Raw genomic sequence first — 18361 nt, forward strand, 5'->3', positions numbered from 1 at the left:
TGGTACTGCAGGGGGGACCCTGTGGGAGAGTAGGACGCCGCCGAACAATTTTTGAGAAATCCCCCGTGCCGGACGGCACGGGGGATTTCTGCGTTCCGGGGTCTTTATTCGGGTGAGGGCACCGGGCGCGGGTACTACGGTGACCTGCATGAGCTACGTCATTCGGTCCGTGCGCGCCGACGAGTGGGCCGCGGCGAGGCAGTTGCGGCTGCTGGCGCTGCGGGACCCGGTCGCACACCTGGCATTCCTGGAGACGTACGAGGAGGCCTTGGCGCAACCGGAGTCGTTCTGGCGGGAACGGACGGCCCGCGCCGCCGAGAAGGCCGAGCAGGCACAGCAGATCATCGCCGAGGGCCCGGACGGGGAATGGGTCGGGACCGTGACCGTGCTGGTCGAGGAGGCCGGCACACAGGACTGGGCGGGCTTCCCGGTCGAACTGCGGCAGGGGCACATCGTCGGCGTGTTCGTACAGCCCGAGTACCGCGGGATCGGGCTGACCGAGGTGCTGTTCGACGCCGCCCTGGAGTGGGCCTGGGACCGCGGCGTCGAACGGGTACGGCTCATCGTCCACGAGGACAACGGGCGGGCGCGCGCCTTCTACCGCCGGACGGGATTCGAGCCGAGCGGCGTCGTCGTGCCGCTGACGGCCGATCCGGACAGCCGGGAGCTGGAGTTCGTACTCGAACGGCCCGCTACGGCCTAGCCGGCCGCCGTACCGCGGTCAGACCGGCAGTTCCGTGTGGGGCCAGCGGGTGCGGGCCTGTTCGCGGGAACGCAGGAGGGCGAGGGTGGGGAGGCCGCGTTCCGCGCCGGTGGACAGGAGGTCCGGGAGCTGGGGGAGCGGGGCCACGGCGGCGACGTCGTCCAGGACCAGGGCCAGTGGTGGGTCGAGGCGACCGGAGGATGACCGTTCGGCCACGCGCCGGCCGCGCTCGACCACGCTGGAGACGAGGGCCGTGAGGAAGGGCATCGCGCCGGGGCTGGTCCTCGGGTCCTCGATGGATTCACCGACCACGTACAGCGTTCCCCCTTCGTTCACGAAGGAATCCAAGGCGAGCGCATCCGTTCGGTTGGGAGTGCAGGCCTCGCGGATGTTCACCGTGGAGAGCGCGGACAGGGCACGGGCCGTCAGCTCCTGGGCGATGTCACGGCGTTCGGGATGGGAGATGAGAGCCCCCTCCAGCTCGCCGGCCGCGCCGGGGGCCGCCTTCGGATGGGTACGGAGGGTGCGCACCGCGTCCTGGACGCCGGTGCCCTGGGCCCAGCGGTGCACATGGCGGATGGTGCGGCCGTCGACGGCCGCGGCGTGCAGATAGCAGCGCAGCAGCGTCTCCGCGGTGTCGGTGACGGCCTGGTCCAGACGGGCCGTGGGACGCACGGGGGTCAGGAGGGCGGTCGCCCTCGCCGCGGCGGTCGACCGGTCCTCGCAGCCCGCGGTGGGGGACCAGTGGAGGCGGGCCGGCGTGTCGCACCGGTGCGCGGGGTCGTAGAGGAGGACCGGGCCCAGCTTGGACCGGGCGTCCTTGGTGGTGTGCCAGAGAGCGGGGGCCGAGGTGACGACCAGGGCGGGGCCCTCCGCGTCGCGCACGGCCTGGGCGGCGGTCGTCTGCCGGCTCTCCGGCGAGGCGAAGAGCACGCCCGTCTCGGGACGGGGGTTCTCCCATGCGGCGGGCCGCTCCGCCGTGGATGCCGTGGACGCTGTGGACGCCGTGGACAGGGAGGTGAGCGGGGTCCGTGCCGGTTCCGGGATCGGGTTCGGGTTGGGGCTCGGGGGTGGTGCCGGTTCCGTGCGCGGGGTCGGGACCTCGTGGTGGACCGGCGGGGCCGGCGTCTCACGCGGTACCGGGGGCACCGCCTCCTCCGCCCGCCTCCTCGCCCGTACCGCCCGCCAGCGCGTCACCGTGCCGATCGCGAAGACCGTGAGGACGAACAGCAGCATGAGCTCGCCGATGAACAGGCCCCAGAACAGCCCGTAGCCGGAGAGGCCGGCGGGGTCCGCGTCCGGCCAGGCGCCCGCGATGTCGTGGGGGCGGGCGACGAGGTGGCGCATCGCCAGGGGCGTGCGGGTGAAGGTGACGCCGGAGGGCCAGGAGCCGTGCGAGAGGACGGCCGCCAGACCCGTGGCCGTCCACACCAGCAGGGTCATGCCGAGCAGGAACGCGAGTATGCCGACCAGGAGGCCGTCGGGGATGCCGCCCTGGCCGTCACGGCGCTCGTCACCGGCTCTCATGGCAGCGCACCCCCTGCTTCACGCCACCGTGGACTCGGACGAGCCGTCCAAGTCGGCCAGGTGCTGTTCCATGAAGGCCGCCGCCCGCTGCTCCTGTTCGAGCTCGGCGGCGCGCAGTGCGTCGTCGTCGGCCAGATCGGCGGACGACTCGGTCATCGCGCGGTCGGTGAAGACCAGGGGGCGTTCACTCTCGGTGATCAGGTGTTTGACGACCTGGACGTTGCCGTTGACGTCCCAGACGGCGATGCCCGGGGTGAGCGTCGGGATGATCTCCACCGCCCAGCGCGGCAGGCCGAGCACACGGCCCGTCGCCCTCGCCTCGTCCGCCTTCTGGGCGTAGATCGTCCGCGTGGAGGCCATCTTCAGGATCGCGGCCGCTTCCTTGGCCGCCGCTCCGTCGACGACGTCCGACAGGTGGTGCACGACGGCCACGAAGGACAGACCCAGGCGGCGGCCGAACTTCAGCAGCCGCTGGAAGAGCTGCGCCACGAACGGGCTGTTGATGATGTGCCAGGCCTCCTCGACGAGGAAGATGCGCTTCTTCCGGTCGGGGCGGATCCAGGTGTGCTCCAGCCACACGCCGACGATCGCCATCAGGATCGGCATGGCGATGGAGTTGCGGTCGATGTGGGACAGGTCGAAGACGATCAGCGGGGCGTCCAGGTCGATGCCGACCGTCGTCGGGCCGTCGAACATGCCCCGCAGGTCACCGTCGACCAGACGGTCCAGGACCAGCGCCACGTCCAGGCCCCAGGCCCGTACGTCGTCTATGGCGACGTTCATCGCCTCCGCCGACTCCGGTTCGGGGTGGCGCAGCTGCTCGACGATGTCGGTGAGGACCGGCTGGCGTTCGACGATCGTCTCGTTGACGTAGGCGTGGGCGACCTTCAGGGCGAAGCCCGAGCGTTCGTCGAGGCCGTGGCCCATCGCGACCTCGATGATGGTGCGCAGGAGCGCCAGCTGGCCCGTCGTGGTGATCGACGGGTCCAGCGGGTTCAGGCGGATGCCGTGGTCCAGGGCGGCCATCGGGTCCAGTCGGATGGGGGTTATCCCCAGCGCCTGCGCGATGAGGTTCCACTCGCCGACGCCGTCCTCGCCCTGGGCGTCCAGGACGACGACCTGGCGGTCGCGGAAGCGGAGCTGGCGCAGGACGTACGTCTTCTCCAGCGCCGACTTGCCGTTGCCGGACTCGCCGAGGACCAGCCAGTGCGGGGCCGGGAGCTGCTGGCCGTACAGCTGGAAGGGGTCGTAGATGTAGCCCTTGCCGGAGTAGACCTCGCGGCCGATGATCACGCCCGAGTCGCCGAGGCCGGGGGCGGCGGTCGGGAGGTAGACCGCCTGGGCCTGGCCGGTCGAGGTGCGGACCGGCAGGCGCGTCGTCTCGACCTTGCCGAACAGGAAGGACGTGAAGGCGTCGGTGAGGACGGACATCGGGTCCCGCATGGAAAGCCCCTACCTTCGGATGCCGGTGGCGAACGGGAGTGTGTTCACGAAGGCGCGGTGGTGCTCGCGGTCGCACCACTCCAGCTTGAGGTACGACTTGCCGGCCGACGCCCTTATCGTCCGCTTGTCGCGGGCGAGGGCCTCGGGGGTGCGGGAGGAGACGGTGATGTAGCCGACCAGGTTGACGCCCGCCGCGCCGCTGGCCAGGTCCTCGCCGCGCTGGTCGAGGCGGGAGTGGGCGGCGACGTCGCGGGGGTCGACGGTGCGGTTCATCTTGGCGGCGCGGCTGGCCTCCGCCTCGTCGTTGGTCTTCTCGGTCAGCATGCGTTCGATGGCGACCTCGGTGGGTTCGAGGTCCATCGTCACGGCGACCGTCCGGATGACGTCGGGGGTGTGGACGAGGAGCGGGGCGAGGAAGTTCACGCCGACCGGGGTCATCGGCCACTCCTTGACCCAGGCGGTGGCGTGGCACCAGGGGGCGCGGGTCGACGACTCCCGGGTCTTGGCCTGGAGGAAGGTGGGCTCCATCGCGTCCAGTTCGGCCGGCCAGGCGTTGCGCCGGGTCATGGCCTGGATGTGGTCGATGGGGTGGTCCGGGTCGTACATGGAGTGGACGAGGGAGGCGAGGCGGCTCTGGCCCAGCGGCTGGCGGACGCGGATGTCCGCCTCCTGGAGGCGGGAGCAGATGTCGGTCAGCTCGCGGGCCATGACGACGGCGAGGCCGGCGTCCCGGTCCAGCTTGCGGCCGTTCTGCGGGCGGGCCGCGCGGGCCATGGCGTGGGCCTCGGCGGCGAGCTCGCGGGTGTAGTGCATACAGGCGACGAGGTAGGCGCGGTGCTGCTCGCTGCTGGTGGACACCATCGACTGGAGCTGGTCGTACGACTGCTGGAGCCAGCCGGGCGCCTTGTCGTCGCCGCGCTGGGTGACGTCCTTGGCGTGGGCGTCGGGGTCGGCGGGCAGGGTGCGGGCGAGCATCTGCAGACGGGTGACGAAGCCGTCGCCGTTGGCCACGTGCTTGAGCAGGGTGCCGAAGCGGTCGACGAGGGCCTCCTGGTCCTCGCTGTCGCGCAGGCCGACGCCCGGGCCCTCGATCTCGATCGCGGCCGTGACCGTGCGGCGGTCGGCGTGCAGGAGCACGGCGATCTCGTCGGGGCCGAAGGGGGCGGCCAGCCAGGCGATGCGGCCGATGCCGGGCGGCGGGCCGACCTCGATCTCCTGCCCGTCGATCCGGGTGCCCGCCTCCATGGCGCCGGAGCGGTACGTGGTGCCCTGGCGCAGGGTGCGCTTGTAGCTGCGGTTGATCTCGAACCACTTGTAGAACGTGCGGTGCTTGTACGGCACGTAGACCAGGGCCAGCGCGAGCATGGGGAAGCCGGCCAGGAGCACGATGCGCAGGGCGAGGAGGGGGACGAGGAGCCCGCACATCATGCCGAGGAACGCGCCGATGACGATGAGCGCGATCTCGCCGGTCTCGCGGTTGCGGCCGACGATCGCGTTCGGCCGGGCGCGGCCGATCAGATATGTACGGCGGGGCGTGACCGCGTGGGACACATGGGCCACGTGGGAATCAGTCGTCAACGCCCTTCACCTCCCGTGCGGTTGTTGCTGCTGTTGCGGGTGTTGCTGGCGTGGGGCGTGTTGACCGGGCTGCCGGTGCGGGGCGGGGGCGCGGCGGAGGGGACGGAGCCGCCACCCCCGTTCGGGGTGCGCGAGCTGTGCGCGGCGACACCGCCGGCGGTCTGGTGGGCCGGGCGGGGGCCGCCGGAGGACGCACCGCCGCCGCCGTTGCTGTCGGCGCGGGTGCTGTGCGTCTTGATGCCCTGGGCGACGAGGGTCGCCGGGGAGCTGATGACGGCGGCGGCCTTGCCTTCGGCGCCCCGCATGATGCGGTTGTTGCGCGAGCCGGCGAGCTCGTCGCCGAAGCCGGGGACGAAGCGGTAGATCATCGCGCTGGCGAAGATGGCGAGCAGGATGATGGCGAGGCCGGAGACGACGGCGGAGAAGGCGTCCGGGCCGTCGTCGGCGGAGAGCGCGCCGGCGAGGCCGAGGACGATCACGATGACCGGTTTGACCAGGATGACCGCGATCATGATGCCGGCCCAGCGGCGGACGTGGCTCCACAGGTTCTTGTCGACCAGGCCGGCGTAGACGACCGTGCCGAGCAGGGCGCCGACGTAGAGGAGGGCGGCCCGGATGACCAGCTCCAGCCAGAGCACGCCGGCGGCGAGGATGGAGACCAGGGAGACCACGATCAGCATGATCGGGCCGCCGCCGATGTCCTCGCCCTTCTCCAGGGCGGCGGAGAAGGTGCCGAAGAAGGTGTCGGTCTGGTCGCCGGTGGTCTTCGCCAGGACGTCCGTGATGCCGTCGGTGGCCGACACGACCGTGTAGAGGATCAGCGGGGTGAAGGCGGAGGCGAGCACCGTGAGCCACAGGAAGCCGACGGCTTCGCCGATGGCGGTGGTCACGGGGACGCCGCGGACCGCCCGCTTGGCCACGGCCAGCAGCCAGAGGAGGAGGGTCAGGACCGTCGACGCGGCGAAGACGACCGCGTACTGCTGGAGGAACTTGGGGTTGGTGAAGTCGACGTTCGCGGTGTCCTTGACCGCCTCGCTGAGCTTGTCGACGGTCCAGGCGGCGGCTTCGGCGCAGCCCTTGGCGAGGGAGGAGAGGGGGTCGGTGGTGTCGGTGAGGGGGGTGGTGGTGCCGTCGGAGGTGCCGTTGCCGCGCTCGCAGTACTCCTTGGCCTCGCCGGTGATGAGGCTGCAGTCCAGGCTGCTCGACGGGGACGGCGAGGGCGAGGCCGACGGGCTGGGTGACGGGTCGGGCGTCGGCGCGGCGACGGCGCGGGTGGCCAGCAGTACGGCCGCCGTCTGGACGGCGGCGACGACTCCGGCGAGCCGGAGCACGCGGTGCGGGTTACCGGGCATACGTGAACCCTCCGTACTGCTCGATGGCCTTGCTGATGTCGTCGGAGGACGCGGCCACGTCGTCGCCGGGGACCGGCGCGGGGCCGTCCTGCTGCTCGTCGCTGACGATCTTCCAGTCGCCGCCGGTCCACGCCAGGTCGAAGGTCCAGGTCTTCCAGGACGAGGTGACGGGGTCGGTCGAGGTCTCGCCGGACATGCCGATCAGGCCCAGGTACCAGACGGCGACCCGGGCGGTGGTGTCGGCGTACGCCTGGACGGTGGTGCCCACGGGGACGACGCGGGAGACGAACGTGTCGCCCTCGGGCGGGTTGCCGTCGGCGTCGAGGCCCATCGTGGCGAGGAAGTCCGCCGAGTAGGCCTGGTCCATGGGCCCCTGGAGGTCGGCCGCGGCGCCGGCGGTGTAGACGGTGGCGACGAGGGTGTGCCGGGTGTCCGTCCGGAACATGCCGGTCGAGCCGAGGGCCACGGCGTAGTTGGCGGCCGCCGACTGGGCGCCCTGCCGGCTGTGGGCGAAGCCCGAGGGGACGTCGCCGGTCTTGGTCTCGACCGGCTTCGTCCCGCTCGCCGCCGTGGTCGACGTCTTCGGCTGGTCGCCCTTGCTCGTTGCGGAGGACGATGAGGAATCGTCTCCTCCGCGGTTGGCGATGGCGATCGCGGCAATGAGGAGCACGACGACGCCGACGACCGTCACCAGGCCGCGCGAGGAGGAACGGCCCGGACGGCGGGCGCCGCCGTAGAGGTCGGCGTCGGGCAGGCGGACGCGGGTGCCCGCGGGTTCGCCGTAGTCGTGGTCGTCGCCGGGACTCATGCCGCGTACGCCCCCTCGCTGCCGTACCGGAACGCGTAGTAGTACGACGGTAGCCGTGCTGGTTCCCGCGCGGGCGCGGTGTGGTGACTCGACATCAGGGAGACGCAACCTCAGCCGGTGGGCACGACGGATGGGTGGGGTGGAGAGGGCCGGGCGTGCCCGGACGGGACTGGGGGAGGACGGGGACGGCTAGACGGCCATGCCGTACACGATCGTGAACAGCGTGCCGAGTGAGCCGATGATGAAGACGCCCGTCAGGCCCGCGATGATGAGGCCCTTGCCCTGTTCGGCGCTGAAGGTGTCCCGCAGGGCGGTGGCACCGATGCGCTGCTTGGCCGCGCCCCAGATGGCGATGCCGAGGCAGAGCAGGATGGCGACCGCCATCACGACCTCGATCATCACCTTGGCCTCGTTGCCCAGGCTGCCGAAGGGCCCCCAGTCCGGAGCGATCCCGCCGATGATGGTGTTGATGTCTCCCTTGTCGGCCGCAAAGAGCATGTAAGTCACCGCCCCTGGTGGGTAGTTCCGCAGTCGGTCCCCTGCGGTGTGCAGAGGTCAGCCTCATTGTCGCCGACAAAGCCGCCGTCGTATGTCGACTTGGCGTCATTGATGGGCGGGATTCGTACGAATAGCTCGTACGGTTACTCTGTGTATCACGGCAGGTCACGCCGGGCAATGAGGTCGGTGCGGAACCTGTTGTGTGGTTCCGTCGTTGTCCCACTTCACAGCCCTGTCCCGGTTCTGACGGCCGGTCGGGTGAGAGACCCGTCACGATGGTCTCATGCCGCCCCGTGACGGGCGCGTCAGTACTCCGTCTCGACGCCCTCTACGAAGTGGTCGAACTCGCCGGCCTGCACTCCCAGGACGAACGCGTCCCACTTGCGGCGGTTCGTCGTGACGACGTTCTCCGGGTCGCTGGTCTCGCGGAGGTAGACGGGGGCCTCGCCGTCGTCGCCTTCGCCGAAGGCGATCTCGATCCAGGGGCCGGGGCCGGTCGCCTCCGGCGGGGCGGCGCGGATCCAGGTGAGGTCGGACGGGATGTCAGACATGGGGGGTGTCCTTCCTGGGGGTGGTGAGGAGGGTGTGGAGGCTTCCACGCCCCACCGTAGACCCGCCCCGCGTACCACCGTGAGCGGTTAGGCGCCGCCGGACCGGGCGCGGGGATCCGTTGTGGGCCGAGTGCCGGGGGTCCGTTGAACTGACCCGTGTGGCATGGTCGTTCGGTGGACGTACTGAGGGCTCACGATCCGGCAAGGATAGGCGCGTACACCCTGCTCGCCCGGCTCGGCGCGGGCGGCATGGGGCAGGTCTACCTCGGCCGCTCACCCGGCGGACGGCTCGTCGCCATCAAGGTCATCCGGGAGGAGATCACCGACCATCCGGAGGCGCTGGCGCGGTTCCGGCGGGAGGTGGAGACGGTCCGGGCGGTGCGGAGCGCGTACACGGCGAATCTCATCGACGCCTCGCTCGACTCGGCGCCCTACTGGCTGGCGACCGAGTACGTGTCAGGCCCCACGCTGGGCGAGGCGGTGGGACAGCGGGGGCCGTTCCCGGCGGACAGCGCGCTGCGGTTGGCCGCGGCGCTGGCCGAGGCCCTGGCGAGCGTCCACGGGTACGGCGTCACGCACCGGGACCTCAAGCCGCAGAACGTGATCCTGGCGCCGCAGGGGCCGCTGCTCATCGACTTCGGCATCGCTCGCGGGGCTGCGGACACGGCCCTGACCCAGACGGGGCTGACCCCGGGCACCCCTGGGTACACCGCGCCGGAGGTGATGATCAGCAATCACGTCAGCCCGGCCGCGGACGTGTTCGCGCTGGGTGCGACGCTCGCCCACGCCCTGACGGGCCGCCCGCCGTTCGGCTCCGGGCCCACGCACGCGGTGTCGTACCGGGTGGTCCACGAGGAGATCGACGTGAAAGGCGTCGACCCCCAACTCGCCGCCCTCGTCCACGCGTGCGTGGCCAAGGAGCCTGAGCGGCGGCCCGGGCTGGACACCGTCATCGCGCGCTGCGCGATCGCCTCCGCGCTCGCCGAGGATCCCTTCTACCGTCGGCTCACCGGTGACACCGAGGCGGCGCCGCAGGACCTCCGGGCGGCCGTGGCGGCCGGGCTGGTGCCCCCGGGGCACGGTGCGCCCGCTCCGCCGGTGTACCCGCCGACCGCCGGGCCCGGCTATGTGCCGACGGCGTCCCCGGGGTACGTGCCGACGCTCGCGCCGTCGCCGCCCTCGGCGACGGCCGTGCCGCGGCGGCGCCCGTCGCGCCGTACACCGTGGCTGGTGGCCCTGGCCGTGGCGGTGGTCGTGGGAACGGCGTCCGCCGTGGTGCTCAGGACGCTGGAGGACGGTGACGGGTCCCGGGCGCGGAACGGGAGCTCGTCGTCCGCGTCCCCGTCCGCGAGCGCGGTCTCGCAGAAGGTGCCCGACCACATCCTGAACGACCGGATCTCCAGGGACTACTGGACTCTCTCGACCGATCCCGCCGATGCCGCGCACGGCATCGGGCAGTGCCGGCAGATCGGTGCCGTCAGCCCGCAGGAGGAACTCCAGTACGGCGTGGACGACGCCGACGATCCCGACTCCCCCACCGTCTCGGAACGGGCGAGGATCACCTTCCGGTTCAAGTACGCGGAGCTCAAGACCCAGGCACCCGAGCCGTACTACGTCTCGGTGGGCGTGAAGCCACCGCACGACATCGACGCGGAGACGGGCAGACCGTACGAGGTGATGACGGAGAACAAGACCGTCGGCTACACCAGCAAGCCCGTGGACATCTACCAGAACTGGAAGGACGGAGGGTACGTCGAACTGACCTACCCAGACGACTTCGAGAGCCACTACGCGGAGGGCGACACCGACCCGGCGATCCCCGTGGCGAACGACCCGGGTGACTGGACCGCCGTCATCTATCACGTCAAGAGCGGTCCCAGCGACTACGAGAGCATCGGTTGTACCGGCTTCCGGGTGGGCAGCTCGTAAACTGACGCGGGCAGACTCCCCTTCTGGCGATGGGCGGTTGACGGTGCGTAAGGCGTGGGTCGTGGCGGGGGCCGTCGGTGCGGCGGGACTCAGCTTCGTGATGCTGCTCGTCGTGGGCGTGTACCTCGTCGCCGGAAATCTCGCCAACGGTGTCGGCGGCAAGACCGTCACCCTGGCCAAGGGCGCGGTGCCGGCCGCGTACCAGGCGCTCGTGCAGAAGTGGGGCAACCTCTGCTCCGCGATCAACCCCGCGCTGCTCGCCGCCCAGCTGTACCAGGAGAGCGGGTTCAACCCCAACGCCAAGAGCCCGGCGAAGGCGGAGGGGATAGCACAGTTCATCCCGGGCACCTGGGCCACGCACGGGATCGACGGGGACGGCGACGGGGACCGCGACGTCTGGGACCCGAATGACGCGATTCCGTCGGCCGCGTCGTACGACTGCGAGCTCGCGTCGTACGTGAAGGACGTCCCCGGCGACGCCACGCACAACATGCTCGCGTCCTACAACGCGGGGGCGTACGCGGTCATCAAGTACGGGGGCGTGCCGCCGTACCAGGAGACCCAGAACTACGTGAAGACGATCACGACGCTCGCGGAGTCCTTCGCCGCCCCCGTCACCCGAGTGGACCCCTCCGAGCAGGCTGCCGGGGCCATCTACTTCGCGCAGAAGAAGCTCGGGACGCCGTATCTGTGGGGTGGGAACGGTACGGCTGAGCAGGGTGGACGGTTCGACTGTTCGGGGTTGACCAAGGCGGCGTACGAGAGTGTGGGGATCACTCTGCCGCGGGTGGCGAACGACCAGTACAACGCGGGGCCGCACCCGGCGCGGGACGAGCTGCTGCCGGGGGACCTGGTGTTCTTCTCGACCGATCCGAACAACTCGCGGGCCATCGACCACGTGGGGATCTACGTCGGGGGCGGGTACATGATCGACGCTCCGTACACGGGGGCCGTCATCCGGTTCGACCCGATCGACACCCGCAAGTACTTCGGGGCCACCCGGGTGACCGAAGATGGCGCGAAAGCGCTCCCCACGACGGTCTGAACCGACCGGTAACGCCCCTTCTGAGCTGCGAAGACGTATCTCTCTTCGATAACGTCTGCGTGATCATTCGGTGGAGAGTGGAACGTATCAAGGGGGACCGTGCGTTCCTGTTGACGTAGCCGAGCCCTGCCCGAGACTGAAACACACCGGCGGTAGCGGATCTACACACCACGGGGGTGGGTACGAGCGGCGCGCGTGAGGCGCGCCGGGCACGACACGACGAAGGGGCCGCAGCACCATGGCTGGACTCGCCGCATCCGGGTCGAACCCCGACGTCGACCTGCTCTACGACATCAACGGCCTCGCCAAGGAGGCCCCGCACTGGCTGGACCGGGTCGTCGAGTTCGTCGGCGAGTACGGACTCCTGCTGACCATGGTCCTGCTGGTGCTGTGGTGCTGGTGGACGGTGCGCAGACGGCCCGGCTCCGCCGAGGAGGCCGCCGCGTCCGTGGCCGCGCTGGTGTGGGTGCCGCTGGCCGCGGGGGTCGCGGTGCTGGTGAACGTGCCGATACGCGGCTTCGTGGAGCGGCCCCGGCCGTTCCTCGACCATCAGGGGCTGGAGGTGCTGATCTCCGGCAAGACCGACTACTCCTTCGTCAGCGACCACGCCACGATCACCATGGCGATGGGCGTCGCGCTGTTCGTCGCCAACCGGAAGTTCGGGCTGGTGGGCATAGCCATCGGCCTGCTGGAGGGGTTCTGCCGGGTCTACATGGGCGTGCACTACCCGACCGACGTGGTCGGCGGCTTCGCGCTCGGTACGGCCGTGGCACTGCTGCTGTCCCCGGTGGCCTCGATGCTGCTGACGCCCGTGCTGCGGGCGGTGGAGCGGTCGCCCCGGGTGGGATGGGTGGTCCGCAGCCGCTCCGCGCGCGAGGCGGGCGGCGGTGCGCCGGTGTCGGGGGCCCGGGTGGAGGAGACGGCGAGCGAGGAGCGGGATCTCGCCGCGTGAGGCCGGCGGCGACACCGGCGGCATGACGGTCACAGGCCTTGCGGGTAGGTGAAGAAGCCCTCCGGGTCGTACTGCCGCTTCAGTTGGGTGAGACGCGGGAGCGCGTCACCGTAGTAGGCCTTCTTCCAGTCCGTCAGGGTGGGGTCCGCGTAGTTCTGGTAGGCGGCGCCCGAGGCGTACAGCTTCATGGCCCCGTGGGCCGAGGCCAGCCAGGACCGGGCCGCCGTGCCGGACGTGCCGGAGCGCCAGGAGGCGAGGTACTGGGCCAGCATGCGGGAGCGGCGGTGGACGAAGGCCGTCGCCGTGGGGGAGACGCGGTTCACCGCGCCGCCCAGAGCCGTGAGCGCGATGCTGCCCGCGCCGCCGCGGACGGTGCTCACCCGGTCCAGCAGCGTGCGGACGCCGGCCGCCGGCAGGGAGCGGTCGAAGAAGTCGGAGCCGGCCGCGTACGTCTCCCGGGCCAGCTCGCCCTGCGGGGTGCGGCCGGGGGTCGAGCCCGGCAGGTGGCACTGGGCGTCGGCGGAGAAGGACGAGCAGCCGGCGTACACCTCCATGGCCTCCTCGTACGTACGGCGGCGCAGTGAGACGCCGCTGGCCGGGGCGCCGACCCGGTCCGCCAGGCGGTCGACCGCGTTCTGGAGTTCGCCGTACGTGCCGAGGGAGAACGCGGCGACGGAGATCCGGGGCGTGCCGCCGGGGGTGTTGGACAGGTGGAGGGAGGACCAGATCTCGTCGGGCTGGTCCGGGCCCCACTCCTGCCAGGCCCCGACCACCGCGGCCGCCCTCGACCAGGGCCAGGTGAGGTAGCCGGTCACGGCCTGCGGGGCCGGGTGGGTGGTGAAGTGCAGTTCCGTCACGACGCCGAAGGTGGCGTTGCCGGCGCCGCGCAGCGCCCAGAACAGGTCCTTGTTCGTCGACGCGTCGGCGGTGAGCTGCCGGCCGTCGGCGGTGACCAGCGTCGCCCGGGTGAGGCTGTCGCAGGTCAGGCCGTACGCGCGGGAGACCACGCCGTGGCCGCCGCCGAGGACCAGGCCGGAGACGCCGACCGTCGGGCAGGAGCCCGCCGGGACGGTCACTCCCTTCGCGGCCAGCGCGCGGTAGACGTCGATCAGCTTGGCGCCGGCGCCGACCACGGCCGTGCCGCCGCTCGCCCGGACCCGGCTCAGCCGGGAGACGTCGAGGATCAGCCGCCCGTCGCCGGAGGACCAGCCGCCGTAGGAGTGACCGCCGTTGCGGATGGCGACCCGGGTGCCGTGGGCGCGGGCGTACGCCAGGAGCGTGCGGACGTCGTCGGTGTGGGCGGCGTAGGCGACCGCGGCCGGCTCGAGCGTGTCGAAGCGCGTGTTGTACAGCTGCCGGGCCGTGGCCCAGGAGGCGTCGCCGGGGCGGACCAGGGTGCCGTCCAGGTCGCGGGCGAGGGCCGCCCAGTCGGGGGCGGCCGCGGCGCCGGTGGACGTGTGCGCGGTACCGGTGGCGCCGGTGGCTGGGGTGGGGGTGCCGCCGCCGTGGGCCGACGCTCTGCACGCGGCCGTCGTGAACGCCGTGACCGCGGCCGTGCCGCCTGCGATGAACGTACGCCGTTCCATATCCAGTGTCCCGTGCCTTCCGTCGGCCGGCTTCATGGAGCGAGACGGCGGCCGGGGGGACGGGGTTCCCCGGCCGGGAGGAAGAGATGGTGAGGGTGCGTCAGGTGCGTCAGGTGCGTCAGGTGCGCCCGTGGCCGAGGGCGCGGGGTGCGGGGGTGCGGGGGTGAGGGTGCCTCAGCCGCGGGTGTGGCCTTCGGCATCCGTTCTGGCCAGGCTTCTCGCCCTGCGCGCGGGGCCGCGCCAGCCGCAGGAGCAGTGGGCGAGGCAGAAGGGGCCACGTTCGACGGTCGTGGTGCGGTGGAGTTCCTCGCCGGCGGAGGAGGGGGCCTCGCTGTCCTGCTGGGTCACATGAGAACGCTACCCAGCAACGGCGGGGCCCCTGCATGGAGGTGGCGGGCAATCCGGTCAGCGTGACGGGGTCCGCCCGAGCGTCGTTAACCGCAACAACACGGAGCCCGTGACGGACGTACCGGCTGGGGGTAGGCAGGCGATGGCGGAGCGGCAGCAGCGGCGGTGGGGAACGGCGGTCGTCGCGGGGCTCGTCGCCGGGGTCTGCGCCGTCGGCGCCGCCGGATGTTCCGGCAGCGGGGCCGCCGCCGAGGACGCCCACCCGGCCGATCCGGTCGAGACACTGCGCCGGGCCGCCGACGCCCTGGTGGAGGCGGGCAGTTCGAAGGCCCGGACGTCGATGGAGATGGCCACCGGCGGCACCCGCGTGACCATCCGGGGCGAGGGGCTGTACGACTACCGCAAGCGGCTCGGCGCGCTGGAGGTGGTGCTGCCGCAGGATCCGGCCGGGACCAGTGAGCACCGCCCCATCACCGAACTCCTCGCCCCCGGCGCCCTCTACATGAAGAACCGGGGTGCGGGGGTGCCCGCCGACAAGTGGGTGCGGGTGGAGACGGCGACGCTGTCCGACGGCAATCTGGTCACCGGCGGAGCCACCGACCCGTACGCCGCCGCCGAGGTGCTGCGCGGCACGCGCACGGCGGCCTACGTCGGGACGACCCGGCTGGCCGGGATCGAGGTGCGGCACTACCGCGGGACGGCCGACCTGGCCGCGGCCGCCGCGCACTCCTCCGAGGGCGGCCGGGGATCGCTGGGCGCGGCGGCGAAAGGGTTCGCCACGGCCGAGGTGCCCTTCGACGTCTACCTCGACGAGCAGGGCCGCATCCGCAAGGTCCGGCACCGCTTCAGCTTCGTCAACGGCGGCCGGAAGGAGGCCGTCGCGGTCGCCTCGACGACGCTGCTGTACGACTTCGGCACCCCCGTCGACGTACGGCTGCCGGTGGGCCGGGACATCTACGCGGGGCGGATCGCCGAGGAGTGAGCGTGGTTTCGGCCGCCCGCGGAAGAGCGGATCCGGTCAGGGGACGGGCGCGAGGACTAGCCCGTCCGTGCCATGCGCGGTATGCGGGCCGCTCCCTACTCTAGGAAGCCGGTGACGGCAGGGACGAGGTGATGCGCGTGGCTCCGGTCGGCGGTACGGCGGTACAGGACCACGAGGCCCTCGCCGAGATAGAGCTGTGCGGAGAACTCATCATCGCGGCCTCGGCGGCCGAGGAGCGGCTCAGCCTGGAGAGCATCGACGCGGTCCTGAGGGTGAGGGAGGAACGGGACGCGGCCGGGCGGCAGGAGTGAGGGGCCTGGGGTGACGGCGGGCTTCCGTTCCTCACGTGACGGGCGCCTCCTCACGTGACGGGCGCCGGGTGACAGGTGTCATTTACGTCACGTTTACAAAGTGACTCATGTGCGCAGGAGGCGGCCGATCGCCTTCGTCGCCTCCTCCACCTTCGCGTCGATCTCGTCGCCGCCCCTGAGGGCCGCGTCGGCGACGCAGTGGCGCAGGTGCTCCTCCAGCAACTGCAGCGCGAAGGACTGAAGGGCCTTGGTGGAGGCGGACACCTGGGTGAGTATGTCGATGCAGTAGGTGTCCTCGTCGACCATGCGCTGCAGGCCCCGGATCTGGCCCTCGATGCGGCGCAGGCGCTTGAGGTGCTCGTTCTTCTGTTTGTGGTAGCCGTGCACACCGTGGTCGTGGTCGGTCACGACCTCTTCGGTGGCCGCCCCGGCCTCGGTGGTCGTCATCGCGTCCTCCAGACACTCCACATATACCCCTACTGGGTATATCGTACCGAACTTCGCCGGGTAGGGGACCTGTGGTCGCTCCCCCTGTGGACGGCTTGTGGACTGGACCACCCGGCGGCCCCGCTGCCGTTCGTCCCGTTTCATGGGTGACACTGGTGGACGGCCCATTAGCCGTGGCCGGATGATGCGCCTAGCATCAGCCTGACCGAAACCGATGCATCCCGAGGACCCCACGTGCGCTTTCGTCTGACCCCCAGGGAGACGAGCTTCTACGACATGTTCGCCGCATCCGCGGACAACATCGTCACGGGCTCGAAACTCCTCATGGAACTGCTCGGGGCGGACACCGCCGGCCGGGCCGAGATCGCAGAGCGGATGCGGGCCGCGGAGCACGCCGGTGACGACGCCACACACGCGATCTTCCACCAGCTGAACTCCTCGTTCATCACGCCGTTCGACCGGGAGGACATCTACTCCCTCGCGTCGTCCCTCGACGACATCATGGACTTCATGGAGGAGGCCGTCGACCTCGTCGTCCTCTACAACGTCGAGGAACTGCCCAAGGGCGTCGAGCAGCAGATCGAGGTGCTGGCGCGGGCGGCGGAGCTGACCGCCGAGGCCATGCCGAACCTGCGGACCATGGAGAACCTCACCGAGTACTGGATCGAGGTCAACCGGCTCGAGAACCAGGCCGACCAGATCCACCGCAAGCTGCTCGCCCACCTCTTCAACGGCAAGTACGACGCGATCGAGGTGCTGAAGCTCAAGCAGATCGTGGACGTGCTCGAGGAGGCGGCGGACGCGTTCGAGCACGTCGCGAACACGGTGGAGACCATCGCGGTCAAGGAGTCCTGACCCCTTCATGGACACCTTGGCTCTGGTCGTGACCATCCTGGTCGCGCTCTTCTTCACGTACACGAACGGTTTCCACGACTCCGCCAACGCCATCGCCACGTCCGTGTCGACGCGGGCGCTGACGCCGCGGGCGGCACTGGCCATGGCGGCGGTGATGAACCTCGCCGGCGCGTTCCTGGGGTCCGGCGTCGCCAAGACCGTCAGCGAGGGGCTGATCGAGACGCCCGAGGGCTCGAAGGGGATGGGCATCCTCTTCGCGGCGCTGGTCGGCGCGATCGCCTGGAACCTGGTCACCTGGTACTTCGGGCTGCCCTCCTCCTCGTCGCACGCGCTGTTCGGCGGCATGGTGGGGGCGGCGCTGGCGGGCGGGACGACGGTCTACTGGCACGGGGTGCTGGAGAAGGTCGTCATCCCGATGTTCGTGTCGCCGGTGGTCGGCCTGTTGATCGGCTACCTGGTCATGACCGCCATCCTGTGGCTGTTCCGGCGGGCCAACCCGCACAAGGCCAAGCGCGGCTTCCGGATCGCGCAGACGGTGTCGGCGGCCGGCATGGCCCTCGGCCACGGTCTGCAGGACGCGCAGAAGACGATGGGCATCGTGGTGATGGCGCTGGTCATCGCCGACGTCGAGGACTACGGGGATCCCATCCCGGTCTGGGTGAAGATCGTGTGCGCCGTGATGCTGTCGCTGGGCACGTACGCGGGCGGGTGGCGCATCATGCGGACGCTCGGGCGGAAGATCATCGAGCTGGACCCGCCGCAGGGGTTCGCGGCGGAGACCACCGGGGCGTCGATCATGTTCACCACGGCGTTCCTCTTCAAGGCGCCGATCTCGACGACCCATGTGATCACCTCGGCGATCATGGGTGTCGGGGCGACCAAGCGGATCAACGCCGTGCGGTGGGGGGTCGCCAAGAACATCGTCCTCGGCTGGTTCATCACGATGCCGGCGGCGGCGATCGTCGCGGCGTGCGCGTTCTGGATCGTCAACCTGGCGGTGCTGTAGGGGCGGGCCTTGGCCCGCGTCTTCCTTGGGGAGCGGTGGCCTGCGGCGCCCCGGGCGTGGGCTGCGGTCGGCGCCCAGTGGCCTGCGGTCCGTGGCCTGTGCCCGGTGGGCGGCCGGCGGGTTCGTTGTGGCTGGTCGCGCAGTTCCCCGCGCCCCTTGGGGGGTGGGCGGGCCGTTTCCTCCATGGAGCCGCTTGCTCAATGGAGCCGCTTCCCGAGAAGGTCGCTTCCTTGCGAAGGTTGCTTGCTTTTGAAGGTCGCTTGCTCGTGAAGGTCGCTTGCTCGTGAAGGTCGCTTGGTCGAAGGTCGCTTGCTCTCGAAGGGTGCTTGTTCGATGGGCAGTGATGTCATGGCGTGGGCCCGCCCCCCGGATTCGGGGGGCGGGCCCTTTGTTGCCTCGCGGTGGCACCGCCATGCAGCACCGCGAGGGGTCGGGACGGG

At 71.0% G+C, this 18361-nt stretch carries 18 protein-coding genes; 8 read left to right on the plus strand and 10 right to left on the minus strand.

Features of this window, described 5'->3' with window-relative positions; genetic code table 11:
* Positions 1–148 precede the first annotated feature (148 nt).
* Positions 149–703: a GNAT family N-acetyltransferase gene (locus ACFV9M_RS28645; protein ID WP_385077437.1), complete on the plus strand. Its 555-nt coding sequence runs from the start codon at positions 149–151 to the stop codon at positions 701–703.
* 18 nt (positions 704–721) lie between these two features.
* Here the strand turns inward: ACFV9M_RS28645 and ACFV9M_RS28650 are convergent, their stop codons facing one another.
* The 7 genes from ACFV9M_RS28650 to ACFV9M_RS28680 all read right to left on the minus strand — a co-directional run bounded on the left by ACFV9M_RS28650 (position 722) and on the right by ACFV9M_RS28680 (position 8460).
* Positions 722–2230, minus strand: coding sequence for a type IV secretory system conjugative DNA transfer family protein (locus ACFV9M_RS28650; RefSeq protein ID WP_385077440.1), 1509 nt, complete (start codon positions 2228–2230; stop codon positions 722–724).
* An 18-nt stretch (positions 2231–2248) separates the two neighbouring features.
* Positions 2249–3673 (minus strand): ATP-binding protein, encoded by a 1425-nt coding sequence (locus ACFV9M_RS28655; RefSeq protein ID WP_385077442.1) that lies wholly within the window; start codon positions 3671–3673, stop codon positions 2249–2251.
* Positions 3674–3682: 9 nt separating this feature from the next.
* Entirely contained in the window at positions 3683–5224 is a 1542-nt protein-coding gene (locus ACFV9M_RS28660) for an SCO6880 family protein (RefSeq protein ID WP_385077493.1), read from the minus strand.
* Between the two features lie 23 nt (positions 5225–5247).
* A complete protein-coding gene (locus tag ACFV9M_RS28665; RefSeq protein ID WP_385077445.1) occupies positions 5248–6603 on the minus strand; it encodes a hypothetical protein in 1356 nt (451 codons plus the stop codon).
* Complete coding sequence (locus ACFV9M_RS28670; RefSeq protein WP_385077448.1) at positions 6593–7411, minus strand: hypothetical protein; 819 nt, start codon at positions 7409–7411, stop codon at positions 6593–6595. The genes ACFV9M_RS28665 and ACFV9M_RS28670 overlap by 11 nt, the downstream gene beginning before the upstream one ends.
* Before the next feature lie 189 nt (positions 7412–7600).
* A complete protein-coding gene (locus tag ACFV9M_RS28675) occupies positions 7601–7909 on the minus strand; it encodes a hypothetical protein (RefSeq protein ID WP_003991275.1) in 309 nt (102 codons plus the stop codon).
* A gap of 305 nt (positions 7910–8214) precedes the next feature.
* A complete protein-coding gene (locus ACFV9M_RS28680; protein ID WP_385077451.1) occupies positions 8215–8460 on the minus strand; it encodes a DUF397 domain-containing protein in 246 nt (81 codons plus the stop codon).
* 174 nt (positions 8461–8634) lie between these two features.
* On the opposite strand from ACFV9M_RS28680, the gene ACFV9M_RS28685 reads away from it, so the two are divergent.
* The 3 genes from ACFV9M_RS28685 to ACFV9M_RS28695 all read left to right on the plus strand — a co-directional run bounded on the left by ACFV9M_RS28685 (position 8635) and on the right by ACFV9M_RS28695 (position 12386).
* Positions 8635–10389, plus strand: coding sequence for a serine/threonine-protein kinase (locus ACFV9M_RS28685; protein WP_385077454.1), 1755 nt, complete (start codon positions 8635–8637; stop codon positions 10387–10389).
* Between the two features lie 37 nt (positions 10390–10426).
* A complete protein-coding gene (locus ACFV9M_RS28690) occupies positions 10427–11434 on the plus strand; it encodes an NlpC/P60 family protein (protein ID WP_385077457.1) in 1008 nt (335 codons plus the stop codon).
* 238 nt (positions 11435–11672) lie between these two features.
* Complete coding sequence (locus ACFV9M_RS28695; protein WP_385077459.1) at positions 11673–12386, plus strand: phosphatase PAP2 family protein; 714 nt, start codon at positions 11673–11675, stop codon at positions 12384–12386.
* Between the two features lie 29 nt (positions 12387–12415).
* Here ACFV9M_RS28695 and ACFV9M_RS28700 read toward each other — a convergent pair whose 3' ends face one another.
* Positions 12416–13972 carry an FAD-binding oxidoreductase gene (locus ACFV9M_RS28700; RefSeq protein WP_385077462.1) on the minus strand — a complete coding sequence of 519 codons (1557 nt, stop codon included), beginning with the start codon at positions 13970–13972 and terminating at the stop codon, positions 12416–12418.
* 174 nt (positions 13973–14146) lie between these two features.
* Positions 14147–14320: a hypothetical protein gene (locus ACFV9M_RS28705; protein WP_385077464.1), complete on the minus strand. Its 174-nt coding sequence runs from the start codon at positions 14318–14320 to the stop codon at positions 14147–14149.
* Between the two features lie 142 nt (positions 14321–14462).
* On the opposite strand from ACFV9M_RS28705, the gene ACFV9M_RS28710 reads away from it, so the two are divergent.
* Entirely contained in the window at positions 14463–15302 is an 840-nt protein-coding gene (locus ACFV9M_RS28710; protein WP_385077495.1) for a hypothetical protein, read from the plus strand.
* 131 nt (positions 15303–15433) lie between these two features.
* Positions 15434–15613, plus strand: coding sequence for a hypothetical protein (locus tag ACFV9M_RS28715; RefSeq protein ID WP_385077467.1), 180 nt, complete (start codon positions 15434–15436; stop codon positions 15611–15613).
* 105 nt (positions 15614–15718) lie between these two features.
* Here the strand turns inward: ACFV9M_RS28715 and ACFV9M_RS28720 are convergent, their stop codons facing one another.
* Positions 15719–16060 (minus strand): metal-sensitive transcriptional regulator, encoded by a 342-nt coding sequence (locus ACFV9M_RS28720; RefSeq protein ID WP_385077470.1) that lies wholly within the window; start codon positions 16058–16060, stop codon positions 15719–15721.
* A gap of 234 nt (positions 16061–16294) precedes the next feature.
* On the opposite strand from ACFV9M_RS28720, the gene ACFV9M_RS28725 reads away from it, so the two are divergent.
* Positions 16295–16915, plus strand: a complete 621-nt coding sequence (locus tag ACFV9M_RS28725) for a DUF47 domain-containing protein (protein ID WP_187748798.1) — start codon at positions 16295–16297, stop codon at positions 16913–16915.
* A gap of 7 nt (positions 16916–16922) precedes the next feature.
* Positions 16923–17921 carry an anion permease gene (locus ACFV9M_RS28730; protein ID WP_385077474.1) on the plus strand — a complete coding sequence of 333 codons (999 nt, stop codon included), beginning with the start codon at positions 16923–16925 and terminating at the stop codon, positions 17919–17921.
* Positions 17922–18361 lie beyond the last annotated feature (440 nt).

It is taken from the genome of Streptomyces sp. NPDC059895 (genome assembly GCF_042731035.1).
Taxonomy (GTDB): Bacteria; Actinomycetota; Actinomycetes; order Streptomycetales; family Streptomycetaceae; genus Streptomyces.